Below are 23,138 nucleotides of genomic sequence, written 5' to 3' on the forward strand. Positions count from 1 at the left end.
CGTCAGTGTCAGATGGTGACGCTGTCGGCCACGTCGCGGAACTCGCCGATCTGGTCGAAGTTCATGTAGCGGTAGATCTGGTCGGCGTTCTGGGTCAGCACGCCGGTGTGCGCCATGTACTCTTCGCGGGTCGGGATCTTGCCCAGGGTGGAGCAGACCGCAGCCAGTTCGGCCGAACCCAGGTACACGCGGGTGTCGATGCCGAGACGGTTCGGGAAGTTGCGCGTCGACGTCGACATCACGGTCGCACCCTTGCGGATCTGCGCCTGGTTACCCATGCACAGCGAGCAGCCCGGCATTTCCATGCGCGCGCCCGTGCGGCCCAGCGTGCCGTAGTGGCCTTCGGCCGTCAGCACCTGCTGGTCCATCTTGGTCGGCGGCGCGACCCACAGGCGGACCGGGATGTCGGTCTTGCCTTCCAGGAGCTTCGACGCGGCGCGGAAGTGGCCGATGTTCGTCATGCACGAGCCGACGAACACGTCGTCGATCTTGTCGCCGGCGACGTCGGACAGCGTCTTGACGTCGTCCGGGTCGTTCGGGCAGGCGACGATCGGCTCATGGATGTCCGCGAGGTCGATCTCGATGACGGCCGCGTACTCGGCGTCGGCGTCCGGTGCCAGCAGCTCCGGCTTCGCGAGCCACGCTTCCATTGCCTTGATGCGGCGCTCCAGCGTGCGGCGATCGAGGTAGCCCTGGGCGATCATCCACTTCATCAAGGTGATGTTCGAGGTCATGTACTCGATGATCGGTGCCTTGTCCAGGTGGACGGTGCAGCCGGCGGCCGAGCGCTCGGCCGACGCGTCGGACAGTTCGAACGCTTGTTCGACCTTCAGGTTCGGCAGGCCTTCGATTTCCAGGATGCGGCCGGAGAAGATGTTCTTCTTGCCCTTCTTGTCGACGGTCAGCAGGCCTTGCTGGATCGCGTACAGCGGGATCGCGTTGACGAGGTCACGCAGCGTGACGCCCGGCTGCATCTCGCCCTTGAAGCGGACCAGCACCGATTCCGGCATGTCCAGCGGCATGACGCCGGTGGCGGCCGCGAAGGCGACGAGGCCCGAGCCGGCCGGGAACGAGATACCGATCGGGAAGCGGGTGTGCGAGTCGCCGCCGGTGCCGACGGTGTCGGGCAGCAGCAGGCGGTTCAGCCACGAGTGGATCACGCCGTCGCCCGGACGCAGCGCGACGCCGCCGCGGTTCTCGATGAACGCCGGCAGTTCCTTGTGCATCTTGACGTCGACCAGCTTCGGATACGCCGCGGTGTGGCAGAACGACTGCATCACGAGGTCGGCCGAGAAGCCCAGGCAGGCCAGGTCCTTCAGCTCGTCGCGGGTCATCGGGCCCGTCGTGTCTTGCGAGCCGACGGTGGTCATCTTCGGTTCGCAGTACGTGCCCGGGCGGATGCCCTGGCCTTCCGGCATGCCGCACGCGCGGCCGACCATCTTCTGCGCCAGCGAGAAGCCGCGGCCGGAGTCGGCCGGGTTCTGCGGCAGGCGGAACAAGGTCGACGGTGCGAGGCCCAGCGCTTCGCGGGCCTTCGAGGTCAGGCCGCGGCCGATGATCAGCGGGATGCGGCCGCCGGCGCGCACTTCGTCGAACAGCACATCGGATTTCACCTTGAATTCGGCGATCACTTCACCGTTCTTCAGCGCCTTGCCGTCGTACGGACGCAGTTCGATGACGTCGCCCATCTCCATGTTCGACACGTCGACTTCGATCGGCAGGGCGCCGGCGTCTTCCATCGTGTTGTAGAAGATCGGGGCGATCTTGGTGCCGAGGCACACGCCGCCGAAGCGCTTGTTCGGGATGAACGGGATGTCTTCGCCCGTGAACCACAGCACCGAGTTGGTGGCGGATTTACGCGACGAGCCCGTGCCGACGACGTCGCCGACGTAGGCGACGAGGTGGCCCTTGGCCTTCAGCGCTTCGATCTGCTTGATCGGGCCGATCTTGCCCGGCTCTTCCGGGTTGATGCCCGGACGCGGGTTCTTCAGCATCGCCAGCGCGTGCAGCGGGATGTCGGGGCGGGTGGTGGCATCCGGGGCGGGCGACAGGTCGTCCGTGTTGGTCTCGCCGGTGACCTTGAACACGGTCAGCGTCATGCTTTCCGGGACGGCCGGGCGCGACGTGAACCATTCGGCGTCGGCCCACGACTGGATCACTTCCTTGGCGTTGGCGCTGCCCTTGTCGGCCAGTTCCTTCACGTCGTGGAAGTAGTCGAACATCAGCAGCGTCTTCTTGAGGCCTTCCGCCGCGACCTTGCCCACGACCGCGTCGTCCAGCAGGTCGATCATCGGCTTGATGTTGAAGCCGCCGAGCATCGTGCCCAGCAGGCGGGTCGCCAGTTCGCGCGACACCAGCGGGCTCGTTTCCTCGCCCTTGGCGACCAGGTTCAGGAACGCGGCCTTGACCTTGGCGGCGTCGTCCACGCCGGCCGGCACGCGGTTCGTGATCAGGTCGACGAGGAATGCCTCTTCGCCCGCCGGCGGGTTCTTCAGGAGTTCGACCAGGTCCTTGGTCTGCGCTGCGGACAGGGGCAGCGGGGGCACGCCGAGGGCGGCGCGTTCGGCGACATGGGTGCGGTATGCAGCTAACATGGAAGGCTCTTTCAGTCGTTATGAAAAGCAGGAAAGCGGTTGCTCAGCCTGTGCTGGCGATATTGTATCTCAAGTCTTCTATAAGACATAAGACGTTAGCTGCGATTTTATCCGAGAGCGGGCCGGAGCGGGAGTGCCTTGTCGTCTTGCTGCCCGTTTGTTGTCCCATGACGTCATTCGCCATGAAAAAAGGCCGCCGACCGTGAGGTGGCAGCCTTGGCGGGCGCTGGATGCGTGTCGTATTTACAGTTTTGCCAATTCGTCCAGGAAGGCGGAATGCAGGATCTGCGTCACGCCCTGGATCCTGGTCAGATCATCGCCCGTGGAGGCGTACGCATAGGTGCCCACCTTCAGTTCCGGGATGGCGGGGCTCGATTGCTTGACGTCCTGCAGGTTCGTCCCTTTGTAATGCAGGTTGCTCTGCAGGTCGGGGTACGCACGTCCCAGCCACGCATCGCAGACGCAGTACGACGCCACCGTGTTCTTGTCGGTGGCATAGCCGTGGTTGGAGACGATGACGTAGGCGTGGTCGAACGGCTTGCCGTCGTACCAGCCGACGGTCAGGTCGCGCGCCGCCGTGTACGCGGCCTGGTATTTACCGTCCTTCGGCAGGGTGGCGAGCAGCAGGTAGGCCAGCAGCGACGTCTCGCCGCAATTGCCCGTCGCGTTCGCGGCAGCGCGGATGGCCAGGGTCTCCCATGCGTGCCGTTCGCTGGTGCACGCCAGGCCGATTTCGTCCTGCCACTCCAGGTGCGGGTTGGCGCCTCCGTTCCACAGCGTCGTAAAGCGCTTGAACGTGTTGTAGACGTCCGTCTGCTTCTGGATGTTCAATGCCGATTGCTGCGCGGCGTTCGGCGCGGCCCCCCAGCTGGCGGGCTTCTTGTCGCCGTTCGCGATCAACTGGTAGACGGCCGTCACCCGCGCCGCGCCGAGGAAGTCGACCATGGTCCCCAGCCAGGAACCGCGCGTCTTCTTGAGGTTGTCCAGGTCGTCCAGGCGCAGGCCGAGGTCCGTCCCGATCTGCCGGATGCCGGCGCCATAGTTGTTCAAGTTGCTGCTGCCGGTGACGAAGGTGCGCACGGCCAGTGCGGCGGCCGTGCAGTACTTGGTCATGTCTGCCTTGAGCATGTCGATTCTCCTGTGATGTGAATGAAACTGCACGGTGCCTGCGGTGCAGTGGATTCACTGTAGTGACGTTCCGCCGCCGGAACCTGACGGTTCCTGTGCACGTGAAAACCAGGGCGACACGCGGCCCATGCCCAGCGTGTGCCCGTCCCACGCGCGCAAGGTGCCGGCATGGGGACGGAAGCTGCCGTCCATCGCGAGGATGGCGCTGACGCCGGCGGCCACGCTGTCGAAACGCAGCGCTTCGCTGACGACGACGATCATGCGCGCGAGGCTGTCGCGCAACGCCTGGTCGAGGGGACGGCCCGCGTACGTGGCCAGCGCCGCGACGTCGCGGCCCAGGTCGGCGTTCGTCAGCGCGGGCAGCTCGTGCGGATGCCCGAGGCCCGCATAGCTGCCCGTGCAGCCGCCAGGGATCAGCGCGTCCGGCAGGCTCGCCACGCCGGGCACGCGGAAATGCCAGGCCCCCTGGCCGTTGCGCCAGCCCAGCACGCACAGCGATGCCGGCGGGCGCGGGCGGGCGCGATCCCCTTCGTACGCGAGGTTCAGGTAGACGTCGATCGTGTGTGCGCTTTCCGGGTGGACGACCGTGACCGGCAGCATCGTCGGGCGCGGACCGTTGGCCTCGACGAGGCGGCGCAAGGTGTCGAGGTCGGCCAGGTAGGCGCCGCCGCGGCGCAGGCGGATGGACATGGTGGGCTCCAGCGGCGCCGGCCCTCGTCACGCGACGCTGCCGAGCGTGGCGCGCGCCCGCTGCCAGTACGCGCGCCGCTCGTCCAGGCCCAGCGTGCCGCCGTTGATGCGCCGCGTGATCTGCTCGAACACCTGGTCGGCCTGGCTGCCTGCCAGCTGGTCGGCCAGTTCGTTCAAGCCCTTCGATTGCCAGAACCAGCCGGCGGACAGCGCGGCACCCGCAGGGTGCAGCAGCAGGTCGGGATCGCGGATCGCGTCGACCTGCATGGCGCGCGCGAACGCCACGTAGTTGTCGCGGCCCGTCAGCTGGATCAGGCCGCGTCCGTGGTAGCGCCAGCCGTCGCCGCTCGCTTCGTTGCCGTTGCCCATCCGGCCGGCGTAGACGTAGTTGGCCAGCGCGGTCGGATTGTGGGCGTAGCGCATGGCCACGTCGTCGGACGGAAAGCGCTGCGGCCATACCTGGCGCAGGCGCTGCGGCGCGTAGCTGAGCGCCTCGTCGAGCCGGCGCAGTTCGGACGACTCCACCATCACCTGCGCCAGGAACGCGGCCTGGCGCATGCCGCTCGTGATCGCGCAGGCGCGCATGCAGTCGTTCAGCGCGGCCACCCACTGGCCCGCGCGCGCGTCGGCGTCGGCTGCGATCATCACCGACCGCAGTTGCTGCTGCGTGATTTCGTTCATGATCAAGCTCCTCGGAGAAGGGAAGCGCGGACGGCCGGTCGTGTGCCGCCCGTCCGCGGCGGGGCGTTACTGCGGTTTAGCGTCGTTGTTGCCGGCGGACGTCACGGCCGGCTGGATCGCCGTGTGCAGGATGTCCAGCACGCGGGCCAGGCCTTCCGGCATGCCGGTGTCCTCGGCGAGCACCTGCACGTGGTACTTGGCCGAATTGTCCGAGCTGCGCGTGTTTTCCTTGTGCGTGGCGACGGAGCCTTCGACGTGCACGGTGGCGCTGAAGCACCCCCAGCCGAACTTCATGTCGGCCGACATCTTCGCCGACGCATCCGTCGATTCCTTCGCGGCGAACGACGACTTCACTTCCATGTCGAACGTGATGTCGACCTTGGTGATCGACAGGCTGGGCACCTTGACGATGGCCAGCAGCGGCACGTCCAGCTCCACGTGCTGCTCGATGGTCTTGCTGACATCGGACGGATCCGGGGCCAGGCGCTTGAAGCCGAAGCTCGCCACGCGGGTCGCGCCGATGCCGTTCTTGTCGCCTTCCGCCGGCGGCATGAAGCCGACGTATTTGATGAAGTCGGCGGTGGCATTCGCCAGCCGGACTTGCGCATCGCACGCCGCCGTCAGCGGACCGCCGATCAGGTCGCCCATCGGCAGACCCTTGAATTGAGATGCCATATCTACGAGTTCGCCAGCCATAATCTGCTCCTTGATTGCATTGGAAACCACGGAACCCCGTGGGGAAGATCGCCGCCGCGCCGTGTGCGTGGCGGCGATGGATACAGATTACGGGCTGGAAAAACGCATTTCGTGGCCGTTTCTGGCGGCGGCTTGCCGGGGCGTGAAGACGTAAAAAAGCCGGATCGAATCCGGCTTCATGTGCGCATCCAGGCGGCGAAACGTGACCTGATCGAGTGTGTGGCGATCTGCCGGCGATGCGTCCGCAGCAGGTCCGCCTGCAGGTCGGGCGCGAGCAGGATGTGCCGCCGCCACGGGTCGGGACGGCCGTGCCGCCTTGCCGTGCCGACGGCGATGGAGACCGCGCCGCCGTCCGCGCCGAAGCGCAACGACAGTGGCGGCGCCCGGCGCAGCAGGCGGCGCCACAGCGGCGGGCGGCCCACGACGAACACGGCTTCCCGGCGGCGCTCCCAGCCCACGTCGCGCATGATGCAGTAGCCGCGCAACGTCAGCTCCACCTCGGCCAGTGCGAGCGCATACGGCCGGTGGAGCCGTTCGGCGGGGATCGCCTCGCGCGGGCGCCCGCGCTCGCTCGCGTACACAAACGGCGCGCGCGCCGCGCACAACGCCTCGGGGCGGCGGCGCCGCGCCAGGTCGTCCAGCGCGCCGTTGGCGGCCGCGTGCGCCGCGTCGAGCAGGCCGCCCACCCAGTCCGCACAGCACGTCATCGTCGACCTAGGCATGGTCGTCCAGCCACATCGGCTTGCGGTCGAAACCGACGTGGTACACGGCATACTGCAGGACGATCTGGTGCTCGCCGATGTTGTACAGGCCGAAGCTCTTCTCGATGTTCAGCAGATAGCCGCGCGGCGTCCCCGCCAGGCACTTGTTCACCATGTCCATCGATTGCTGGACTTCCGCTTCCGTGCGCATGTTCTGCGGATTGTCGTTGCCGACGACGATGCGTTTTATGAACCGCATGTTCGACACCTGGAACTGGTTGGCGGCCATCGCTCACGCTCCTTCCTCGGTGCCGGCGTCGGTCGGACCGGCGTCCTGCGCCGGCTCGGGGGCAGCCGCGGCGACCGGCGGCGTGTCGGCGCGCGGGTCAGCGTGCGGACTGCGCGGGGCCGGCGTCGTCATCGCGACGGGGCCCTGCGTCACGACGACGTCGTTCAGCAGGCGCGCGAGACCCTCGGATTTTTCGACGGCCACGAGCTTCAGTTTGATGTGCGCCGCGTTGCCCTGCTTGGCCGCGAGGCCGCCGGACGCCGGGTTCACGAGCAACCCCGCCTTTTGTTCCGCCGGCGCCGCGCGTCCCAGCTGGTCCATGATCCCCTCGTGCACATTGGTCCGCTCCTGCGGCTCGAACGGGCCCAGCTCGACGTCGAGGTCGACTTCCGCCTCGCCGATCACGAGCGACCCGTGCGGCACGAGCGACAGCACCGGCACGCGGTACAGGTGGCGCGCATCGGCCGGCGCCGTGCTGTGGATCGCGGGCAGCTCGACGTCGATCGTCGTCGGCCGGTGGGCGTCGTCGAAAAAGGTGGCGATGTTCGCCAGCTGCGCCTTTTCCACCATGTGCTGCGCGTTCATGATGGAGCCGGCGACGGCCCGCACCATGTCTTCCAGACTCGTCAGGATTGCCATGATGTTCCCCTGTCATGCGTTGGTCGGATCGGCGCCCGCCGCCGGCTGGGCGATCAGGTCGTCGAGCACTCGGTGCGCGAGGACGTCCGCGGCCGCGCCGGCGGACTTGAACAACAGCGCGGCGTCGCCGGCCGCCTTGCGCATGGCCGTCTCCGCATCGCGCAGATAGCCCGCCATCACGAACGAGACGTCGTCCTGCGTCCGCGCCTCGCGCAGTTCGGCGACGCACGCTTCGCTGCGCGCGGCCGCGTCGTCGGCCAGTGCCTTCCACTGCCCGTACCACTGGCTCACCGTGTCGAAATGGACGTCGAGCAGGCCTTGGGCGGCGCGCGCCGGCGACATCGTGCCGAGCATGCCCAGCTGCGCCTGCAGCAGGGCGGCACAGGTGGCCTGGTGCAGCGCGCCGAGGTCCTTGCCGAGGTCCAGCGTCGACTTGACGAAACGCGCGTACCGCGCCTGTGCCGCGGGCCAGTCGGCGCCGGCCTGCTGCAGGCCGGGCAGCGCGGCGCGCGCGAGGTTCAGCCATGGGGAAAACGGATGGGATGTCATGTGAGCTCCTTGTCGAATCAGGGTTGGGCGGCGCGGGGTGCGCCGAGGCGGGTGAGCATGGCCATCACGGCGCGCATCTGGGGCGCGTCGCGGGTGAAGAACGTGGTCTGGTCGGAATAGCCCCAGAAGTCCCAGCAGCCACGCGGGTTCGGCGGCATGTCGGCGGCGTGCGCCTGCGGGTACAGGACGATGATCCCGTTGGCGTCCGCGAACTCGTTGTAGCCGGTGCCGGTGTAGAAGCGGTCGCCGATCTTCGCGCGGCCCTGCTGGCAGCCGTGGAATGCCACGTGCACCGCGCAGCGCGTGCGTTCGCACGATTCGGGAATGTAGGCCCAGGCGGCGGCATCCATGCTCGTGCGCGCGCCCTTCAGGAATTCGGACTGGTCGAAGCGCAGCAGGCGGCCGTGCAGCGCGCCCTTCGTCGGGGGGGCCGTCATGCCCGGATAGATGTGGCGCAGCAGCACGTGCGACTGGTAGAAGCCGCAGTTGTTGATGTACGGCGGCGCCTCGGCATTGCAGGACAGGTCGTCCGGATTGGCGGTGACGATGGAATGGCCCGCGTCCGGGTTGCGGTCGTACAGCACCTGGGCGGGCGGGACGCCGGCGGCGCGGTAGAACGCGGCCGTCTCGTCGACGACGCGGGTCTTGACGGTCTTGTCGTTGGCGCCGCTGAAGATGTAGATGCGCTGGCGCTTGATGCCGTCGACCGGATCGATGCGGCCCTCCGCCGCGAAGCGCGCGGCCAGCCGGAAGGCTTCGCGGCCGTTGGCCGCCAGCGCGGTGGACACGGGCGACATGCAGAACGACATCGCGTTCGTCAGGTAGTCCGTCGTGCCCGTGCTGCCGGCGCAGTAGAACGGCCCGGCCGCGATGATGCCTGCGCCGACGAAGCGGCTCGAATACGCGGTCGCGATCTGGGCGGCCATGAAGCCGCCGGACGAGATGCCCGACACCGACGCGCGGGCCAGGTCGGCGTCGAGCGCGGGCAGGCGGTCCTGGGCCGGCGCGGGGTGGGGCACGCCCAGAAGACAGGCGCACAGGGTCAACACGTTGTATAAACGTTTCATGAAAATCTCCGGGATGGGTGGAAAAAGCGCCGCGGCGCGGCGCGGGGAAGGCGTCAGGGATCGATGATCAGCAGGTCGCCGAACGAATAGCCGCGCACGCGCTCGGTGTTCAGCGGCAGCTTGGTGCCGAGGTCGGATTCGGCCTTGCGGCGCAGGCGGCGGACCATCGTGTCGATGCGGTTCTGGTCGTAGCTGAGGTAGTCTTCACCGAACCCCTGCACGATCTGCTTGCGCGAGATGGCTTCGCCCGTCTCGACCATGGCGAACATCTTGATGAACGCGAATTCGAGGCTCGTGAGGGCCATCTCGGCGCCGTTCGGTGCCGCCAGGCGGCGGTAGCGCATGCTCAGGTGCCAGCCGGGATTGAGCTGCCGCGCCAGGCTGAGGATGTAGTCGAGCAGCTGTTCGGGCTGGCCGTTTGCGTCCAGCCGCACGTCCTGCGCGTCGGGATTGAAAATGGTGACGCCTTTCGGATCGGCGTCGTCGTCCGGGACCGGCGCGGGCGGTGCCGGCGGCTGGCGCGTCATGCGCTGGTCGGCTTTCAATTGGCGGCAGCAAGAAACGACGTCTTTTACTTCAATGACCTGATAACCGGCGCTTTGAAACAGTGATGCCACATCGCGAGTGGGATGCCCGAGTAAAAGTAGATTCATGGTGTTCGTCTCTGTTTTGATTACGGACGAACAAATGGTAGGTCGATGATTAACCCGAATCCTGACAATATCTGGCAAAAAAACCGAATTGAAAAAGAATGGGAGGGCGGCGTTGTTTATATGGCGTGCGCCGCATCGGAAACGGTTGGCTTATATTGGTCGTCCAGTTAAATCTTTATCGGGCTTGATATATATCAATGGTTTATCTATGAGGTAATTCGATAGAATTGAGATTGAATATGATCGCGCAAAATCACTCGCCATGAACGGGCTTAATTGTGCGGTGAATTTAATTGAAAAAAGTTTGTTAAATGTCAAAGCGAACTCGAATTTTTATATGTAGATCAGGCGCTTAGAAAACATCGTGGAAAATAAAAAGGCCCGCGCAATAGCGGGCCTTTTCAATTGCGCGAACGTTTATTCAATGCGGGATGTTTTAATCGCGCACCACTCATTCAGCGACGAGCGACCGTTCGTGGCCATTAAAGCCCAGGGTCTGGCCCTCCTGACAGGGTGACGACAGGTATTGCCCTTTCAGCGACACGATGGCGCCGAATTGTTTTTTGATGCCGTACACGGGATCCGATCGCATCGACGCGTTATTAATCGCGACGATTCGCCCGTGCGCATCGATTCGTAGCGCAAAGGCGAGTCACGTCGATTGCCCGCATTGAAATGGGTGTTGTCGTCCAGCAAGGCGCCATGCACCGCGAACTTGATGGCGATAATGCCGTTCGCGATCGATCTCCCGAATTACCCTGTCATTGGATTCGTATGCCTCCGGCCCGAGCGGCGCGCGTACGTATCCATGTTCGCGCTGCGGCGAGCAGGCACGCTGACGAATTCTGGCGCGACGGCGTGCCCCGTCAGATTGCGCCAGCGAACAGGCCGTCCCGTGCCATCACGATGGTTGCCGAGCCCGGCGCGCCGTGTGCCGGGCCGTCCAACCACGAGGAAGACCATGAGGCATTTACTCTGCATGTTGGCCTGCCTGCTCGCGCTCGGCGACGCGCGGGCGGCGGATGGGACGGTCGATGCGGCCTGCGCGGCGCGCGTCGGCGACGAACCGGCGGTGCAGCTGGCAGCCGTGCGCGGGCCGATCGCGGCCGCCATCGGCACACTCGACAACGCCCGCGTGACCTTGCCGTCGCCCAGCTTGGCCAGCGGCACGATCACGTACCTGGACATCTCGCCCAATTTCGCGCAGCAGCTCGACAAGGTGTGCGTGCTCGGTTACTTCGAGCTGGCGCGTGGCGGCGCCGTGCTGACGGTGCCGCTCGTCGTCGAGAGCGTGCAGGCCGTCAAGGAAGAGGACCCGCACGACGGCGGCGCCGTCCAGCCCAGCACGCGCGTCTATTTCCGCGTCCCGGCCATCGACGACTTCGGGCGCGGGCAGGGTCGCCAGCCGTTCTGGAAATTCTGGGAGCGCGATGCGTCGCTGCACCTGAAGGTCGCCGCGTTCGCGTATGCCGACGGCGTGCGCGGCCACGTCTACTTCGGGCGCGACCTGCCCGTCACCGTATCGAGCAAGGGCGCGAGCGCCGTCGCCGCGCTGCTGTTCGCGGCGTTCTTCTACGGCGTCGCGGGTGCCGCGCTCGGTCCCGTCGCGCGCGCGCCCGAGGCGGCGGGGCGGCGCGCGCGGACACGGTGGCGCCGGCTGCTGCCGTGGAATATCACGGGCAGCAACGGCCAGGCGAGCCTGTCGCAGCTGCAGATGCTGCTGTTCACGCTGATCGTCGCCACCTTGCTGTTCTACCAGTGGCTGCGTACGGGCCTGTTGCAGGATTTGTCGACGGACCTGCTGTACCTGATCGGCATCTCGACGGCCGGCACCGCGGCGACGCAGGCCGCGACGGCGATCCGCAAGAACCTGGAGCCCGCGATCTACCAATACGTGCAGCAGCTCGGGTGGTTCACGGCGCCCATCGCCGATGCGCAGAGCCGGGGCCGGCCCAGCGGCCTGCTGCTGACGAACAAGCGCTTCGACATCTACAAATTCCAGATGCTCGTGTTCACCTGCGTGATCGCGGCCTATGTGATCGCCAGCGGTGCCGACGAACTCGGCAACGTGCAGATCTCGGCCACCCTGCTGACCCTGATGGGCATGAGCCAGGGCGCCTACGTCGGCGGGCGCGCGGCGGCCGACCTGCTCACGCCCCTGCAGGACCAGCTGCGCGGCATGCAGGCGCTGCAGCAGCGCTACGCGGCCGCCGCGGACGCGCGCGTGCGCGACGAATTGCGCGCCCAGTTCCGCCAGGCGGCGGCGCAGGCCGGGACGATGTTCGAGACGATGTTCGGCCGTGTGCTGCCGCCGGCCATGCTCGATCTGCCACCCGACGCCGACGTGCCGGGCGCCGCTGCGCCGGCCGCAGGCGCGGCTTGACGCGTCAGGGCAGGTACTGGTTGCCCGTGCGTGCCGCTGCCTCGTACACGCGCGGGAGCAGGAAGCGGCGGGCGCGCATGCGCGCACCGCTCATCGCGACGGTGAATTGCTGCGACGCCGTCACGGGCAGCGATGCCGCGGCGCGGCCATGCAGCGCGACCTGCAGCGCCAGCGTGGCCGCCACCTCGCCCTGTTCGTACGGCGACGTGCCGATCGCGAGCATGCCGCCGTCTTCGGTGGTGAAGGCGTTGAACGAGATCACCGGTACCGCCGCATGGGCCTCGGTCCAGCCCATGACTTCGCGCGCGGGGACGGGGCTTGCGTCCATGGCGGAGCGGCGCAGGCCGCGGTAGCCGCTCACGAGCAGCACGTCGTGGTCCGCACCGAGCGCGCGCACGGCCGCCTGCCACGCGGGCCACGTGTCGACCTGCAGCACGGTGTCGAGGCGGATCGGCCGCCAGTCGTAGTGTCGTACCTGGCGGGCATCGCCGTCGACGGTTTGCGAGCGGTCGCCGAGGTAGGCCACGCGCAGCGGCCGGCCCGGGGTCCCGATGCTGGCCGTGCTCTCGAGCGCTTCGCGCATGGCGTCCAGCGGGATGCGTTCGAGGATGCCCGTGACGTTGGGCGCGCCCGCATAGCCGTAGTCGGCGGCCGTCCGGTTCACGCCGGCGAAGACGATGGTGAGGTGCGGGTCGCCCACGAAATAACGGGCCACGTATTCCTGGGCGTCGTCGTCGACGGCGATGACGACGTCGGGCCGGGTCGCGGCGATGACGTTGCGCGCGGCGATGCCGGCGCTGGCCTTGAACGCCGGCGACGGATGGCGCTTCGTGTCCATGTAATACCAGCGTACCCGGTACAGGTATTTCTTGTCGAGCACGCGGTTCAGCCCCACGTTGACGTCCCGGACCCACGCATAGTCGGGGTCGTAGCTGTGCAGCACGAGGATCGTGGGCTTGCGCGCGTTGTACCAGCCGGCCAGCAGCAGCGCGCCGCCCAGGAACACGGCCACCATGGTCTTTTCCGGTTTGCGCATCATCGTATCCCCAGCATCGCCCAGTATGGAAAGCTCGCGTAGACGGCCAGCAGGCGCGCCACGTTGAGGAAGGCGTTCAGCCACAGGAAGCGCCGTTCGTCGTACGGCACCGCGCCGCTGTTCGCCTGCCGCATCTGCAGGTAGTAGCTGCACTGGTACGGGAACCACCACACGTCGGAAAACACGAGGATGATGAAGCCGACCAGCCATTCGTTCACGCCGTTCACCTGCGCGAGCGGCATCAGGATCGTGGCCAGGATCACGCTCGTCGCATTGATCGGCGCCGCAAGCCGGATGACGTTCACGAGCGCGTACAAGAGCAGCACGAACAGCGCGAAGTCGCCGCGCATCGTGGCGCCGAGTGCGCCGAGGTACGTGCCCAGCATGCGGTCGAGGCCGAGGTGGTTGAACGCGGCGACGATGCCCATGATGCCGCTCAGGTACAGGAGGAGCGTCCAGTCGACCTTTTCCTTCAGTTCCTTCTTGTCGAGCGTGCCGCATAACAAAAGGCCGAACAGCATCGCGAAGCCCACCCATGGCGCCTGTACCTTGTGCAGCGAGCTCGTGGCGATGCCCGCGACCATGAAGCCGATGCCCGCGAGCGCCGCCCGTTCGCGGCTCGTCACGGGGCCCAGCAGCGCGCATTGCGCCTCGAGGCGCGCGCGCGGCAGGTGCGGGCGCTCGCCGTTGCGGCAGCCGAACGTGGCGGCCGCCGCGTGCGCCGCCAGCAGCACGGCCGCGGTCACGAGCGCCGCCTGCAGCCACGCGGCGCCCTGGAAATGGTCCTGGCCCTGCGGCGACAGGAGACCGAACACGGCGAAGTTGACGGATTTGCTCGTGATGAAGATGGCGGAGAACAGCGTGCCGCCGCTGAAGCAGCTCAGCGCCAGCCGCGTGGCCGCGTGTTCGCCCGCGGCCAGCCGCAGGTTGTCGGCCATGTCGGTGTAAAAGGGCGCCAGCAGGGCGATGCGGCCGTTGGCGGTGGGGATGATGGGCGTAAGCAGGACGCCGGTCGCGAACAACCCCACGTTGTGCCAGCGCTGGCGGTTCGGCAGGCGCCGCAACAGCAGCAGCATGACGCGGTAGCCCAGGCCGGAGCTGACGACGACGGTGCCAAGCGCCAGCGTGCTGAGGGCCATCATGAAGCCGTCCGACGCGAAGCCCGACAGGATCACGGGCACCGGTACGAGGCCCGTCAGCAAGGTGGCCAGCAGCGCGAACAGGGCGGGGATGTAGTCGTCGACGAGGTTGCAGATCCACATGGCGATCGTCGCCGCGAAGATGGCGAGGAAGATCACGCCGCCCTCGTCGAGGCCGCGGCCCGCCGCGCACGCGAGCGTGACCAGCGCGGCCCCGATCACGAACAGCCATCCGGTCGCCGCGTGGCGCCGGTAGCCGCCCTGCGCGGGTTTGGCGGGCGGCGGCGTGCGGGTCAAGGTCTCGCCGGCCAGGTTGCTCGCCAGCGACAACAGCAGGTCCGTCTTCAGCGCGGGATGCGGGGCGAGCAGCGCGCACAGCGCGGCGCGCGGCAGGCACAGCACGGTCGTGTCCTCGACGGCGACGGCGCCCGCCAGGTAGGCGTGTGTGTCGGACGCCGCTTCTTCGCCGAAGCGCCCGGCGATCACGGCGCGGTGCCGGCCCTGCGGCGACACGAGGGCGACGGCGCCGTCCACGAGCAGGTACAGGCAGTCGGCCGGGCTGCCTGCGGCGTAGACCGCGGTGCCCGCGGCGACCCGGCGGCGGCTCGCCTGCGCGACGAGGCGCGCCAGGCCGGCGCTGCCCAGCCGGCCGATCACGGGGTCGGCCTGCAGGCGGCCGGCGTCGGTGGCGGCGTCGTCGTCGATCACGACGCACCCCGGTCCGAGGCGGCCGGCGTGTCGTCCGCCTCCGGTTCGGGATCGGGCGCCGCCAGCACGACCGGCACCTGCTTGAACCACTTGAACAGCACGAGCAGCCCCGAATACACGGAAACGACGAGGCCCGTCGCCGCTTTCAGCTTGTCGAACAGCTCGCGCGAGAAGAGGGGCTTGTTGCGGTCGATGAACCGCTGCGTGCCGACCGAGGGCGGATAGGCGCTCGCCGACAGGATCATCGCCTCGTCCAGGTGCATCCTGAGGCGCGCCTCCAGTGCGGGGCCGTACAACGTCTCGAGCACCTTGACGATGGCCGCGGCGTCGACGCGGCGGTTCGCGACGAGGCTCAGCTTGACGCCCACGGTCTTCACGGCGTGCGGCGGGACGGGCGGCGCGGCGCCGTACATCATGGCGCCGATCTCCGTTTCGGCGGCCCAGTCGTGCCGCAGCGCGAACGACGCGGCAAACGGCACGTCGAGCAGGTGATAGCCCTGGCGCCGCACGAGGCAGTCGACGACGTCGGACGGCGCGAGCGACGTGAGCACGATGGCGTCCGGCAGCCGATCGCCACGCTGCGTGAGCAGGTCTTCCGTCGAGACGTTCGATTCCACGTAGTCGACGTCCTCGCGCAGCCCGGCGAACGCGAGGATCTGGCGCGCGACGATGCGCGTGCCGCCCTGGCGGCTGTTGAGATTGACCCGGTGCCCGCGCAGGCCCGCGATGTCGGCGATGCCGGGACGGGCGAGGAAGTGCAGCTGTTCCGACGTCACGGTCGCCACCTGCACCACGTCGGGGCTCGGCAGGTCGAGGCCGCCCTGGACGAATGCAAGGTCCAGCTTTCCCGCCGCGACGAGCGCCAGCGCTTCCTGCGAGCCATCGGTGGGGTGCACGGCCAGCGCGACGCCGTTGCCGGCAGCCGCGTCCTGCAGGGCCTTCGCGAAGAAGTGGCGGTTGCTCGTGATGTCGGTGCCGGACATCGTCAGCGTGTAGCGGTGCGGGACGAGCTGCGCCAGCGACCAGGTCGCGACGCCCGTCAGTACGAGCAGCGCGAGCGCGGCGAGGCCGCGTGCGGCGGGGCTGTGCCGCCGCCAGCGGCGCGATACGAGCTGGAAGGGAGAACGATAGGGCATGCCGTGGTCCTGGTCGGAAGGGTCAGCAGACGGCGACGAGGCCGAGGCGCTCGACGATCGCCTGGCCGGCGGGGCTGCGCGCGAAACGCACGAATTCTGCGCGGGTGCCGCCGGGGGCGCCGTGCAGCAGCAGGTGGAAGCCGTGCGTGAACGGATAGCGGCCCGACAGCACGGCGGCGCACGTCGCCTCGACGCCGTCCACGGCCAGCAGGGCGAGACCGTCCGCGCCTGCGCCCGCGCGCGCATGGCCGGGGAGGTAGCCGATCGCCGTCGGGTCGGCGGCGACGGCGGCGGCAAGCGCCGTGTCGTCAGCGCATTCGCGGGCATCCAGCGCGAGCGCGCCGCCACCCAGCAGCAGGAGCTCCGCCGAGCGCCGCGCCGTGGCGTCGCGTGCATGCGCATACACACTGAGCGGCGCGTCGGGGCCGCCGAGCGCGCGCCAGTTCGCGATCTCGCCCGCGAACGCGGCGCGCACCTGCGCGCGCGTGAGGCTGCGCAGCGCCTGGTTCCGGTTGACGACGATGCCGATGTCGTCGCGGGCGATGAGGTACTGGCGTGCCCCGGCGTCGTCCTCCGTGTCGGACAAAGCGCGCGTCATGGCCGCCACGTCGATCGCGCCACGGCTGGCCGCGATATAGGCCGGCAGCGAGCCGCCCCGTTCGACGACGATGGCCACGTCGGCGCGGCCCTGCACGAACGCCTGCGCCAGCGCGCGCGCCAGCGGGACCATCGCGGCCGCGCCGCCCACCAGCAGCGATTCCTGCGCCGCCCGTACGTCGCCATGGCCGGGCGTGCAAGCGACGGTGGCCAGCACGCCCGCGCCCGCCAGCACGATGCACGCATCGCGCCTACGCACGATCAGCCTCCGCCGCCCCTGCTTGCCCCGCGGCCGCCGCATAGGCAATGAACCGCGCCGCCGGCAGCGTCCAGGGACCCAGTGTGACGAGCATCAGGGGCGCGTACACGGGGTCGACCGGCGCCGTGTCCGCAATGCGCAGCACCTTCAGGTGGCGCGGGAAGGCCATGTGCGGCGCGTACGTGATGGCGAACGGACGCGCGGCCAGGCGCGCCAGCCGGTCATCCGTGCCGAGCACGCGCGCCAGTGGCGTATAGGTATCGGCGACGCCCAGCAGGCGCTGGCGCCAGCTGGTCGACACGCCGCCCGTGGGCGGTCCCACCAGCACCTCGATGGGCGCGCGCGGCCCGCCGAGCCTGGCCCAGTCCGCGATCCGGCCCGTGAACACGTTGCGCAGCTGCAGCAGGGTGAGGGCATCGACGGGGTTCGACGCATGCACGAGCGGGACGATGGCATCGCGCCGGACGACCGTGGCGCGGAACGGCAGACCGCGCGCGCCGGCGGCCGCGGCGAGATCGTCGGGCGCCGTGCCGCTGGCCATGGCGATGTCGGTGGTGCCGTCGAGCAGCGCCTTGTAGCCGCGCGCCGTGCCGCAACCGCCGTTGACCACGACGCGCACGGCGTGCGTCTCCATATACGCTTCGGCGATGCGCTGCATGCGGGGCAGCAGCGTCGTCGATCCCGTCAGTTGCAGGGCGGGTGAAGGGGGATGGGGTGGGTTGTTCATATCGGCCTCGCATCGATCGCAGACCGATCCATCGTAGGCCGCCGGCGCCACCGCGCCCTGACGGTATCTGGCGCCGGGCGCGGGCCGTCAGGTCAGCGCGGTCGCAGCCAGATCGCCTGGCCGCCCGAGGCGGGCAGGTCGAGCTGCAGCACCGTGCCCGCGTCCACCGTGCGCGTGCGGATGCCCACGTGCGTCGCCGTCGGCGCGGCCGGGGCGTCCGCGTAGATCGTCGCCTCGTAGCGCCGGCCTTTCGGCAGGAAGTCCAGCTTCAGGTCGACGCGGCGGGCGTCGTTGCCGGTGATGCTGCCCACGAACCACTCGTCGCCCTTGCGCCGCGCGATCGTCACGCCCCGTCCCGGCTCGCCTTCCGGCACGCGCGTCTCGTCCCACGTCGTCGGGATGCGGTCCCAGAACGCCAGCTCCGGCTCGTCGTGCGAGCGTTCGGGCCGGTCGTACCAGTACAAGGTCTGCAGGGGGCTGTAGTAGACGACGGCCAGCGCCAGCTGGTGCGCGTGCGTCGTCCTGATGCGCGGGTCGTAGTAGCAGATCGTGTAGTCGGCCGGGCCGGCGAGGAAGCGCACGAACGGCAACACGGTGTCGTGCGTGGCGTCCGGCATTTCCTCGTTGCCGCGGATGCCTTCCGCCGTCATGAGGTTGGGCCACGTGCGCTGCTCGCCCGTCGGGCGCCAGTCGTCGTGGACGTTGACCATGATGTGGGCGGCGGCCGCCTGCTGCAGGGTCTTCTCGAGCCACGTCGTCCAGCGGTGCGAGCCCACCTGCACGTAGCCGAACTTGACGCCCGCGACGCCCCAGTCGCGGTAGGTCTGGAACAGCGTGTCCGACTGCGCCAGCAGGCCTTGCTGGTTCACGTACAGCCACACGCCGATGCCCTTGCTCTTCGCGTACGCGATGATGCCGGGCAGGTCGAAGTCGGGGATCGCGACCTTCGTCGCATCGGCGTCGAACGAGAACGCGTTGCCGTACCACTTGAAGTCGAACAGCACGTATTGCAGGTGGTGGCGCGCGGCGAAGTCGATGTTGGCCTTCGCGTCCGTCGTCGTCAGCGACATCACGCGCATGATCTTGCCGGGCTTGATCCACGACGTGTCCGCGATCCTCGACGCATCGTTCAGGTTCAGGATGAAGTCATCGTGCTCGATCAGCTGGCCCGGGCGGCGCGCGATCATGATGCCGCGCCAGGGCGTGGCGAACGGCGAGATCAGGTCGGCCGGGTCGTGCATCGATGTCACCAGGGTGTCCGGCTTGTCGGGGCTGAGCTTGAACTTGGTGCGCGCGTAGTCGACCATGCGGCCTTCGAGCAGCGCGACGGACAGGCCGTTCGGCAGCGCCAAGGTGAGCGGACGTTCCGCCTCGTCCGGCCAGTGCGCGAGCGGCATCAGTTGATATGGCCCTTGCGCCCAGCCGTGGAACCACGCGCGCGTGCCGGCGGGCAGGGCGAATTCCGTGTCCTCGCCGAGGATGCGGTAATACGCGCCTTTCTCGTTCTCGGGGAAGGCGAAGCGCAGCGCCACGCCCTCGTCGTAGGCGCGCACTTCGACGGACAGCTTGTACAACGGGTTGTCGTCCTTGACCAGGTCGACGGTCAGCGCTTCGTAGTGGTCGCGGATGCGCGCGCGCTCGCCCGTGACGGGTGTCCACGTGCTGTCGTGGCTCGCGCGGTGCACGCCCGTCACGCGCAGGTTCTCGAACCAGTCGGCGTGGCGATCGACGGGCAGGGCCATCGCGTTTTCGTTCAGGTGGTTGTCGAGTCGCAGCGCGAGGCGCGAGTCGCGGATGACGACGTCGCCGTCGTAGCGCACGTTGTACGACAGGTTGCGCCTGCCTCCCGCGTCCAGCTTGTGCGCGAGTTCGAGCACGATGTGGCCGTCCGGCGACGCGACGCGTTCGACCGTGTCCGGCCCGGCGAGCGCGTGGGCGGCGATGCACAGGCTGGCGATGGCAATGAAGGTGCGCGAAAACGGGCGCATGGCGTCTCCTCATGTTGTTATCGATCACATCGTAGCAGACCTCTGCCATGAAACGCAATCGAGAAAATCCGCGACAAACGGCTCGGATATCGATAACATGGCGAGCGGCCGGCCGAGGTCCGGCACTTGACAATGGAAGAGGACATGAAGAACACGACGAGGAGATTTTTGGCGGCCGCGCTGCTGGCCGCGGCAACGTGCGCGCAGGCCGACGACACGTTCCGTCCGGGCGCCCTGTGGCCCGACGACAAGGCCGTGCACGTCAACGCGCACGGCGGCGGCCTGCTCGAACACGACGGGGTGTATTACTGGTTCGGCGAGCACAAGGTGGCGGGCGAGGCCGGCAACGTCGCCCAGGTCGGTGTGCACGTGTACAGCTCGCGCAACCTGACGGACTGGCACGACGACGGCATCGCGCTGGCCGTCACCGACGACCCGGCCAGCGACATCGTGCGCGGCGCGATCATCGAACGGCCGAAGGTCGTCCGCAATCCGCGCACGGGCAAGTTCGTGATGTGGTTCCACCTGGAGCTGAAGGGCCACCGCTACGACGCGGCGCGTGCCGGCGTGGCCGTCGCGGACAGGGTGACGGGCCCGTACGTGTACCAGGGCTCGTTCCGGCCCGACGCGGGCGCATGGCCCGTCGACGTGACGCCGGCCGACAAGGACCCGGCGACCTCGACCCTCGCGCGCGACCACGCGGACGGCCAGATGGCGCGCGACATGACCTTGTTCGTGGACGACGACGGCACCGCCTACGACATCTACGCCTCCGAGGAAAACCATACGATGCACGTGTCGCGCCTCTCCGCCGACTACCTGCGTTCGGCCGGCCAGTACGCGCGCATGATGCCGAACGGCGACGACGAAGCGCCGGCCATGTTCAAGCACGGCGGCAAATACTATCTCGTGACGTCGGGCCTGACGGGCTGGAAGCCGAATGCGGCGAAGTCGTACGTGGCAGACCGCATCCTCGGGCCGTGGAAGGCGCTCGGCAACCCGGTGCGCGGCACGCCGGACCAGCAGAAGTTCACGTTCGGGGGCCAGTCGACGTATGCGCTGACCTTGCAGCGCCACGGCTGTACGCGCCACATCCTGATGTTCGACGTGTGGCGCCCGAAGGACGCCATCGACGGCCGCTACGTGTGGCTGCCCGTCGAATGGGAGGGCGACAGGCCCGTCGTGCGCTGGCGCGACAGCTGGACCTTGAACGACCTCGACAAGCTGCCCTGCGACGGTCCCAAAGGCTAGCGGCCGTCGCGCCGCACGGCGGCGGCCGCATCGTCCGGCGTCTGGCGCGCCGCGCGCGCGACGGGCAGGTGCCAATCGAGCTTGATGGCGGCGAGGCGCAGGCCGAAGCACAGCGCGGCGCCCGCGCAGGCGCTGACGGTGCCGGGCAGGCCCAGCGCGTCGCCCGACACGAGCACGGCGGCGCCGGCCAGCGCGGCGACGGCGTAGATGTCCGAGCGCAGCACGGCGGGAATCTCGGACAGCAGCACGTCGCGCGCGACGCCGCCGCCGACGCCCGTCAGCATGCCGAGCAGCGCGGCCATCACGGGCGACAGTCCGAACACGAGGGCTTTCTGCGCGCCGGCCACGCAGAACAGCGCGAGGCCCGCCGCGTCGAACACGAGCACGGGGCTGCGCAGCCGGCGGATGTTCGGGTACCAGAAAAAGATCATGGCGCCGGCCAGCAGCGACGCGGCCAGGTAGCGCCAGTCGCGGATCGCCGCCGGCGGCGTGGCGCCGATCAAGACGTCGCGCACGATGCCGCCCGAGTTGGCGGCGACGAACGACAGCACGAGCACGCCGAACAGGTCGAGCCGGCGGCGCACGCCGGCGACGGCGCCGCTGAGCGCGAACACGAAGGTGCCCAGCAGGTCGAGCGTCAGCACGAGGGTCTTGATGGCGGCGCTGACGTCGAGGGAAACGGGAGGGAACACGGTTTTGCCGATGATGGTTGACAGTCCGTCATTATGCCGCGTGGCGGCACTGAAAGGTAATTGAAGGGTTGCGTCGATATAGTGGGCTCCATTCACCAGGCTGATCGTCCGTATTACCGCACACGATATCTGTGCGACGCGGACGCCGGCCCAAGCATAAACGAGGAGCACACATGAATACGACGACTACGACCTACACTCCGGCAAGCGCCGACGCGCGTTCCGGCATTTCGCTCGCGGCCATCTGCCGCCGCGTCGCGCGCACCCGCATCGGCATCGTGCCGCTGCCCGTCTACCTGCTGTTGCTGGCGCTGATCGCGGGCTTCGTCACGACGGGCAAGGTACCGAACGACATCTGCGTGTCGATCGCGATCCTCACGGTCGGCGGCTTTTCCTGCGCGGAACTGGGCAAGCGCCTGCCGTTCTTCCGCACCATCGGCGCGGCCGCGATCTTCGCCACGTTCATCCCGTCGTACCTCGCGTTCAGCAAGGTCCTGCCGGCGCCCGTGCTGAAGAACGTCGTCGACTTCACGAAGTCCACGAACTTCCTGTACCTGTTCATCTCGTCGATCATCGTCGGCAGCATCCTCAGCATGGACCGCAACGTCCTGATCAAGGGCTTCGTGAAGATCTTCGTGCCGCTCGCGATCGGCTCCGTCGTCGCGGCCGCCGTCGGCACCGCCGTGGGCACCCTGCTGGGCCTCGGCCCGTACCACACGTTCTTCTACCTCGTCGCGCCGATCATGGCCGGCGGCGTGGGCGAAGGCGCGATCCCGCTGTCGATCGGCTACGCGGGCATCCTGGGCCAGGAACAGGGCCACCTGTTTGCCGAAGTCCTGCCGCCCGTGATGCTGGGCAGCCTGACGGCGATCCTGCTGTCCGGCATGCTGAATTCGCTCGGCAAGAAGCGTCCGCACCTGTCGGGCCAGGGCCGCCTGCAGCCGGGCGAAACGGACGACCTCGCGCCGCAGGCCGAGACCGTGCCGGGCCAGTTCGACGTCGCGAACGTCGCGGCGGCCGGCATCACGTCGATCTCGCTGTACATGGTCGGCATGATGTGCTTCCGCCTGTTCGATTTCCCGGCGCCCGTCGCCATGCTGTTCGTCGCCGTGATGTTCAAGCTGTCGCGCCTCGTGTCGCCGCAACTGCAGCAAAGCTCGTACATCGTCTACAAATTCTTTTCGACGGCCGTCACGTACCCGCTGCTGTTCGCCATCGGCGCGTCGATGACGCCGTGGGACAAGCTCGTGTCGGCATTCAACGTCGTCAACCTGACCGTCATCGTCTCGACCGTCGCCAGCCTCATCGCCACCGGCTTCTTCGTCGGCCGCCGCATGAACATGTACCCGATCGAGACGGCGATCATCAACGCCTGCCACAGCGGCCAGGGCGGCACGGGCGACGTGGCGATCCTCACGGCGGCCGAGCGCATGCAGCTGATGCCGTTCGCCCAGATCGCCACCCGCATCGGCGGCGCCATCACCGTCACCTTGACCCTGTTGCTGATGTCGCAACTGCACTGAGCCGTCCGGCCG

Annotated in this window: 22 protein-coding genes; 3 read left to right on the forward strand and 19 right to left on the reverse strand. The window is 68.2% G+C overall.

What is annotated here, in order from left to right; translation table 11 throughout:
* Positions 1-8 precede the first annotated feature (8 nt).
* The 12 genes from HAV22_RS15670 to HAV22_RS31530 all read right to left on the reverse strand — a co-directional run bounded on the left by HAV22_RS15670 (position 9) and on the right by HAV22_RS31530 (position 10,264).
* Positions 9-2,594, reverse strand: a complete 2,586-nt coding sequence (locus tag HAV22_RS15670) for a bifunctional aconitate hydratase 2/2-methylisocitrate dehydratase (RefSeq protein WP_166860120.1) — start codon at positions 2,592-2,594, stop codon at positions 9-11.
* A gap of 243 nt (positions 2,595-2,837) precedes the next feature.
* Positions 2,838-3,722, reverse strand: coding sequence for a hypothetical protein (locus HAV22_RS15675; protein WP_166860122.1), 885 nt, complete (start codon positions 3,720-3,722; stop codon positions 2,838-2,840).
* 54 nt (positions 3,723-3,776) lie between these two features.
* The gene (locus HAV22_RS15680) at positions 3,777-4,412 is read right to left on the reverse strand and encodes a ribosome-inactivating family protein (protein ID WP_166860124.1); all 636 of its coding nucleotides are present in this window, start codon (positions 4,410-4,412) and stop codon (positions 3,777-3,779) included.
* A gap of 27 nt (positions 4,413-4,439) precedes the next feature.
* Positions 4,440-5,093: a glycoside hydrolase family 19 protein gene (locus HAV22_RS15685; protein WP_166860126.1), complete on the reverse strand. Its 654-nt coding sequence runs from the start codon at positions 5,091-5,093 to the stop codon at positions 4,440-4,442.
* Between the two features lie 66 nt (positions 5,094-5,159).
* Positions 5,160-5,768: a DUF2589 domain-containing protein gene (locus tag HAV22_RS15690; protein ID WP_229421266.1), complete on the reverse strand. Its 609-nt coding sequence runs from the start codon at positions 5,766-5,768 to the stop codon at positions 5,160-5,162.
* A gap of 197 nt (positions 5,769-5,965) precedes the next feature.
* Positions 5,966-6,511, reverse strand: coding sequence for a hypothetical protein (locus HAV22_RS15695; RefSeq protein WP_166860129.1), 546 nt, complete (start codon positions 6,509-6,511; stop codon positions 5,966-5,968).
* Positions 6,504-6,779, reverse strand: a complete 276-nt coding sequence (locus tag HAV22_RS15700; protein WP_166860131.1) for a hypothetical protein — start codon at positions 6,777-6,779, stop codon at positions 6,504-6,506. The genes HAV22_RS15695 and HAV22_RS15700 overlap by 8 nt, the downstream gene beginning before the upstream one ends.
* A 3-nt stretch (positions 6,780-6,782) precedes the next feature.
* A complete protein-coding gene (locus tag HAV22_RS15705) occupies positions 6,783-7,418 on the reverse strand; it encodes a DUF2589 domain-containing protein (RefSeq protein WP_166860133.1) in 636 nt (211 codons plus the stop codon).
* A gap of 12 nt (positions 7,419-7,430) precedes the next feature.
* Complete coding sequence (locus HAV22_RS15710) at positions 7,431-7,967, reverse strand: hypothetical protein (RefSeq protein ID WP_166860136.1); 537 nt, start codon at positions 7,965-7,967, stop codon at positions 7,431-7,433.
* A gap of 17 nt (positions 7,968-7,984) precedes the next feature.
* Complete coding sequence (locus HAV22_RS15715) at positions 7,985-9,034, reverse strand: extracellular catalytic domain type 2 short-chain-length polyhydroxyalkanoate depolymerase (RefSeq protein ID WP_166860138.1); 1,050 nt, start codon at positions 9,032-9,034, stop codon at positions 7,985-7,987.
* 53 nt (positions 9,035-9,087) lie between these two features.
* A complete protein-coding gene (locus HAV22_RS15720; protein ID WP_166860140.1) occupies positions 9,088-9,561 on the reverse strand; it encodes a winged helix-turn-helix domain-containing protein in 474 nt (157 codons plus the stop codon).
* 577 nt (positions 9,562-10,138) lie between these two features.
* Complete coding sequence (locus HAV22_RS31530; protein WP_267874782.1) at positions 10,139-10,264, reverse strand: hypothetical protein; 126 nt, start codon at positions 10,262-10,264, stop codon at positions 10,139-10,141.
* Positions 10,265-10,648: 384 nt separating this feature from the next.
* Between HAV22_RS31530 and HAV22_RS15725 the strand changes: the two genes are divergently transcribed.
* Positions 10,649-12,070, forward strand: coding sequence for a hypothetical protein (locus HAV22_RS15725; protein WP_166860142.1), 1,422 nt, complete (start codon positions 10,649-10,651; stop codon positions 12,068-12,070).
* Between the two features lie 4 nt (positions 12,071-12,074).
* Here HAV22_RS15725 and HAV22_RS15730 read toward each other — a convergent pair whose 3' ends face one another.
* The 6 genes from HAV22_RS15730 to HAV22_RS15755 form a co-directional block, all read right to left on the reverse strand.
* A complete protein-coding gene (locus HAV22_RS15730; RefSeq protein ID WP_166860144.1) occupies positions 12,075-13,109 on the reverse strand; it encodes an ABC transporter substrate-binding protein in 1,035 nt (344 codons plus the stop codon).
* Positions 13,106-14,953: an SLC13 family permease gene (locus HAV22_RS15735; RefSeq protein ID WP_166860146.1), complete on the reverse strand. Its 1,848-nt coding sequence runs from the start codon at positions 14,951-14,953 to the stop codon at positions 13,106-13,108. Before HAV22_RS15735 ends, HAV22_RS15730 begins: the two co-directional genes overlap by 4 nt.
* Positions 14,950-16,089 carry a TAXI family TRAP transporter solute-binding subunit gene (locus HAV22_RS15740; protein ID WP_166860148.1) on the reverse strand — a complete coding sequence of 380 codons (1,140 nt, stop codon included), beginning with the start codon at positions 16,087-16,089 and terminating at the stop codon, positions 14,950-14,952. The genes HAV22_RS15735 and HAV22_RS15740 overlap by 4 nt, the downstream gene beginning before the upstream one ends.
* A 22-nt stretch (positions 16,090-16,111) precedes the next feature.
* The gene (locus HAV22_RS15745) at positions 16,112-16,945 is read right to left on the reverse strand and encodes a substrate-binding domain-containing protein (RefSeq protein WP_166860150.1); all 834 of its coding nucleotides are present in this window, start codon (positions 16,943-16,945) and stop codon (positions 16,112-16,114) included.
* Positions 16,938-17,672 carry a substrate-binding domain-containing protein gene (locus tag HAV22_RS15750; RefSeq protein WP_166860152.1) on the reverse strand — a complete coding sequence of 245 codons (735 nt, stop codon included), beginning with the start codon at positions 17,670-17,672 and terminating at the stop codon, positions 16,938-16,940. The genes HAV22_RS15745 and HAV22_RS15750 overlap by 8 nt, the downstream gene beginning before the upstream one ends.
* Before the next feature lie 92 nt (positions 17,673-17,764).
* On the reverse strand, positions 17,765-19,660 hold the full coding sequence (locus HAV22_RS15755) for a glycoside hydrolase family 97 protein (protein WP_166860154.1): 1,896 nt from the start codon (positions 19,658-19,660) through the stop codon (positions 17,765-17,767).
* Between the two features lie 144 nt (positions 19,661-19,804).
* Here HAV22_RS15755 and HAV22_RS15760 point away from each other — a divergent pair, with 144 nt between their 5' ends.
* Positions 19,805-20,911, forward strand: a complete 1,107-nt coding sequence (locus HAV22_RS15760) for a glycoside hydrolase family 43 protein (protein WP_166860155.1) — start codon at positions 19,805-19,807, stop codon at positions 20,909-20,911.
* On the opposite strand, the gene HAV22_RS15765 is transcribed toward HAV22_RS15760, so the two are convergent.
* Entirely contained in the window at positions 20,908-21,603 is a 696-nt protein-coding gene (locus HAV22_RS15765; RefSeq protein ID WP_166860157.1) for a trimeric intracellular cation channel family protein, read from the reverse strand. The genes HAV22_RS15760 and HAV22_RS15765 overlap by 4 nt on opposite strands.
* A 173-nt stretch (positions 21,604-21,776) precedes the next feature.
* Here HAV22_RS15765 and HAV22_RS15770 point away from each other — a divergent pair, with 173 nt between their 5' ends.
* Entirely contained in the window at positions 21,777-23,126 is a 1,350-nt protein-coding gene (locus HAV22_RS15770) for a 2-hydroxycarboxylate transporter family protein (RefSeq protein ID WP_166860159.1), read from the forward strand.
* The last annotated feature ends 12 nt before the right edge of the window (positions 23,127-23,138 follow it).

It is taken from the genome of Telluria antibiotica (assembly GCF_011682055.1).
GTDB classification, from domain to species: Bacteria; Pseudomonadota; Gammaproteobacteria; order Burkholderiales; family Burkholderiaceae_D; genus Telluria; species Telluria antibiotica.

What these genes read in the sequence shown, in the direction of transcription:
- HAV22_RS15730 (WP_166860144.1), bottom strand. Translation starts at nt 13,109, where the DNA reads ATGATGCGCAAACCGGAAAAGACCATGGTGGCCGTGTTCCTGGGCGGC.
- HAV22_RS15770 (WP_166860159.1), top strand. Translation starts at nt 21,777, where the DNA reads ATGAATACGACGACTACGACCTACACTCCGGCAAGCGCCGACGCGCGT.
- HAV22_RS15705 (WP_166860133.1), bottom strand. Translation starts at nt 7,418, where the DNA reads ATGGCAATCCTGACGAGTCTGGAAGACATGGTGCGGGCCGTCGCCGGC.
- HAV22_RS15700 (WP_166860131.1), bottom strand. Translation starts at nt 6,779, where the DNA reads ATGGCCGCCAACCAGTTCCAGGTGTCGAACATGCGGTTCATAAAACGC.
- HAV22_RS15720 (WP_166860140.1), bottom strand. Translation starts at nt 9,561, where the DNA reads ATGACGCGCCAGCCGCCGGCACCGCCCGCGCCGGTCCCGGACGACGAC.
- HAV22_RS15715 (WP_166860138.1), bottom strand. Translation starts at nt 9,034, where the DNA reads ATGAAACGTTTATACAACGTGTTGACCCTGTGCGCCTGTCTTCTGGGC.
- HAV22_RS15755 (WP_166860154.1), bottom strand. Translation starts at nt 19,660, where the DNA reads ATGCGCCCGTTTTCGCGCACCTTCATTGCCATCGCCAGCCTGTGCATC.
- HAV22_RS15690 (WP_229421266.1), bottom strand. Translation starts at nt 5,768, where the DNA reads ATGGCATCTCAATTCAAGGGTCTGCCGATGGGCGACCTGATCGGCGGT.
- HAV22_RS15685 (WP_166860126.1), bottom strand. Translation starts at nt 5,093, where the DNA reads ATGAACGAAATCACGCAGCAGCAACTGCGGTCGGTGATGATCGCAGCC.
- HAV22_RS15680 (WP_166860124.1), bottom strand. Translation starts at nt 4,412, where the DNA reads ATGTCCATCCGCCTGCGCCGCGGCGGCGCCTACCTGGCCGACCTCGAC.
- HAV22_RS15710 (WP_166860136.1), bottom strand. Translation starts at nt 7,967, where the DNA reads ATGACATCCCATCCGTTTTCCCCATGGCTGAACCTCGCGCGCGCCGCG.
- HAV22_RS15740 (WP_166860148.1), bottom strand. Translation starts at nt 16,089, where the DNA reads ATGCCCTATCGTTCTCCCTTCCAGCTCGTATCGCGCCGCTGGCGGCGG.
- HAV22_RS15725 (WP_166860142.1), top strand. Translation starts at nt 10,649, where the DNA reads ATGAGGCATTTACTCTGCATGTTGGCCTGCCTGCTCGCGCTCGGCGAC.
- HAV22_RS15695 (WP_166860129.1), bottom strand. Translation starts at nt 6,511, where the DNA reads ATGCCTAGGTCGACGATGACGTGCTGTGCGGACTGGGTGGGCGGCCTG.
- HAV22_RS15750 (WP_166860152.1), bottom strand. Translation starts at nt 17,672, where the DNA reads ATGAACAACCCACCCCATCCCCCTTCACCCGCCCTGCAACTGACGGGA.
- HAV22_RS15670 (WP_166860120.1), bottom strand. Translation starts at nt 2,594, where the DNA reads ATGTTAGCTGCATACCGCACCCATGTCGCCGAACGCGCCGCCCTCGGC.
- HAV22_RS15675 (WP_166860122.1), bottom strand. Translation starts at nt 3,722, where the DNA reads ATGCTCAAGGCAGACATGACCAAGTACTGCACGGCCGCCGCACTGGCC.
- HAV22_RS15760 (WP_166860155.1), top strand. Translation starts at nt 19,805, where the DNA reads ATGAAGAACACGACGAGGAGATTTTTGGCGGCCGCGCTGCTGGCCGCG.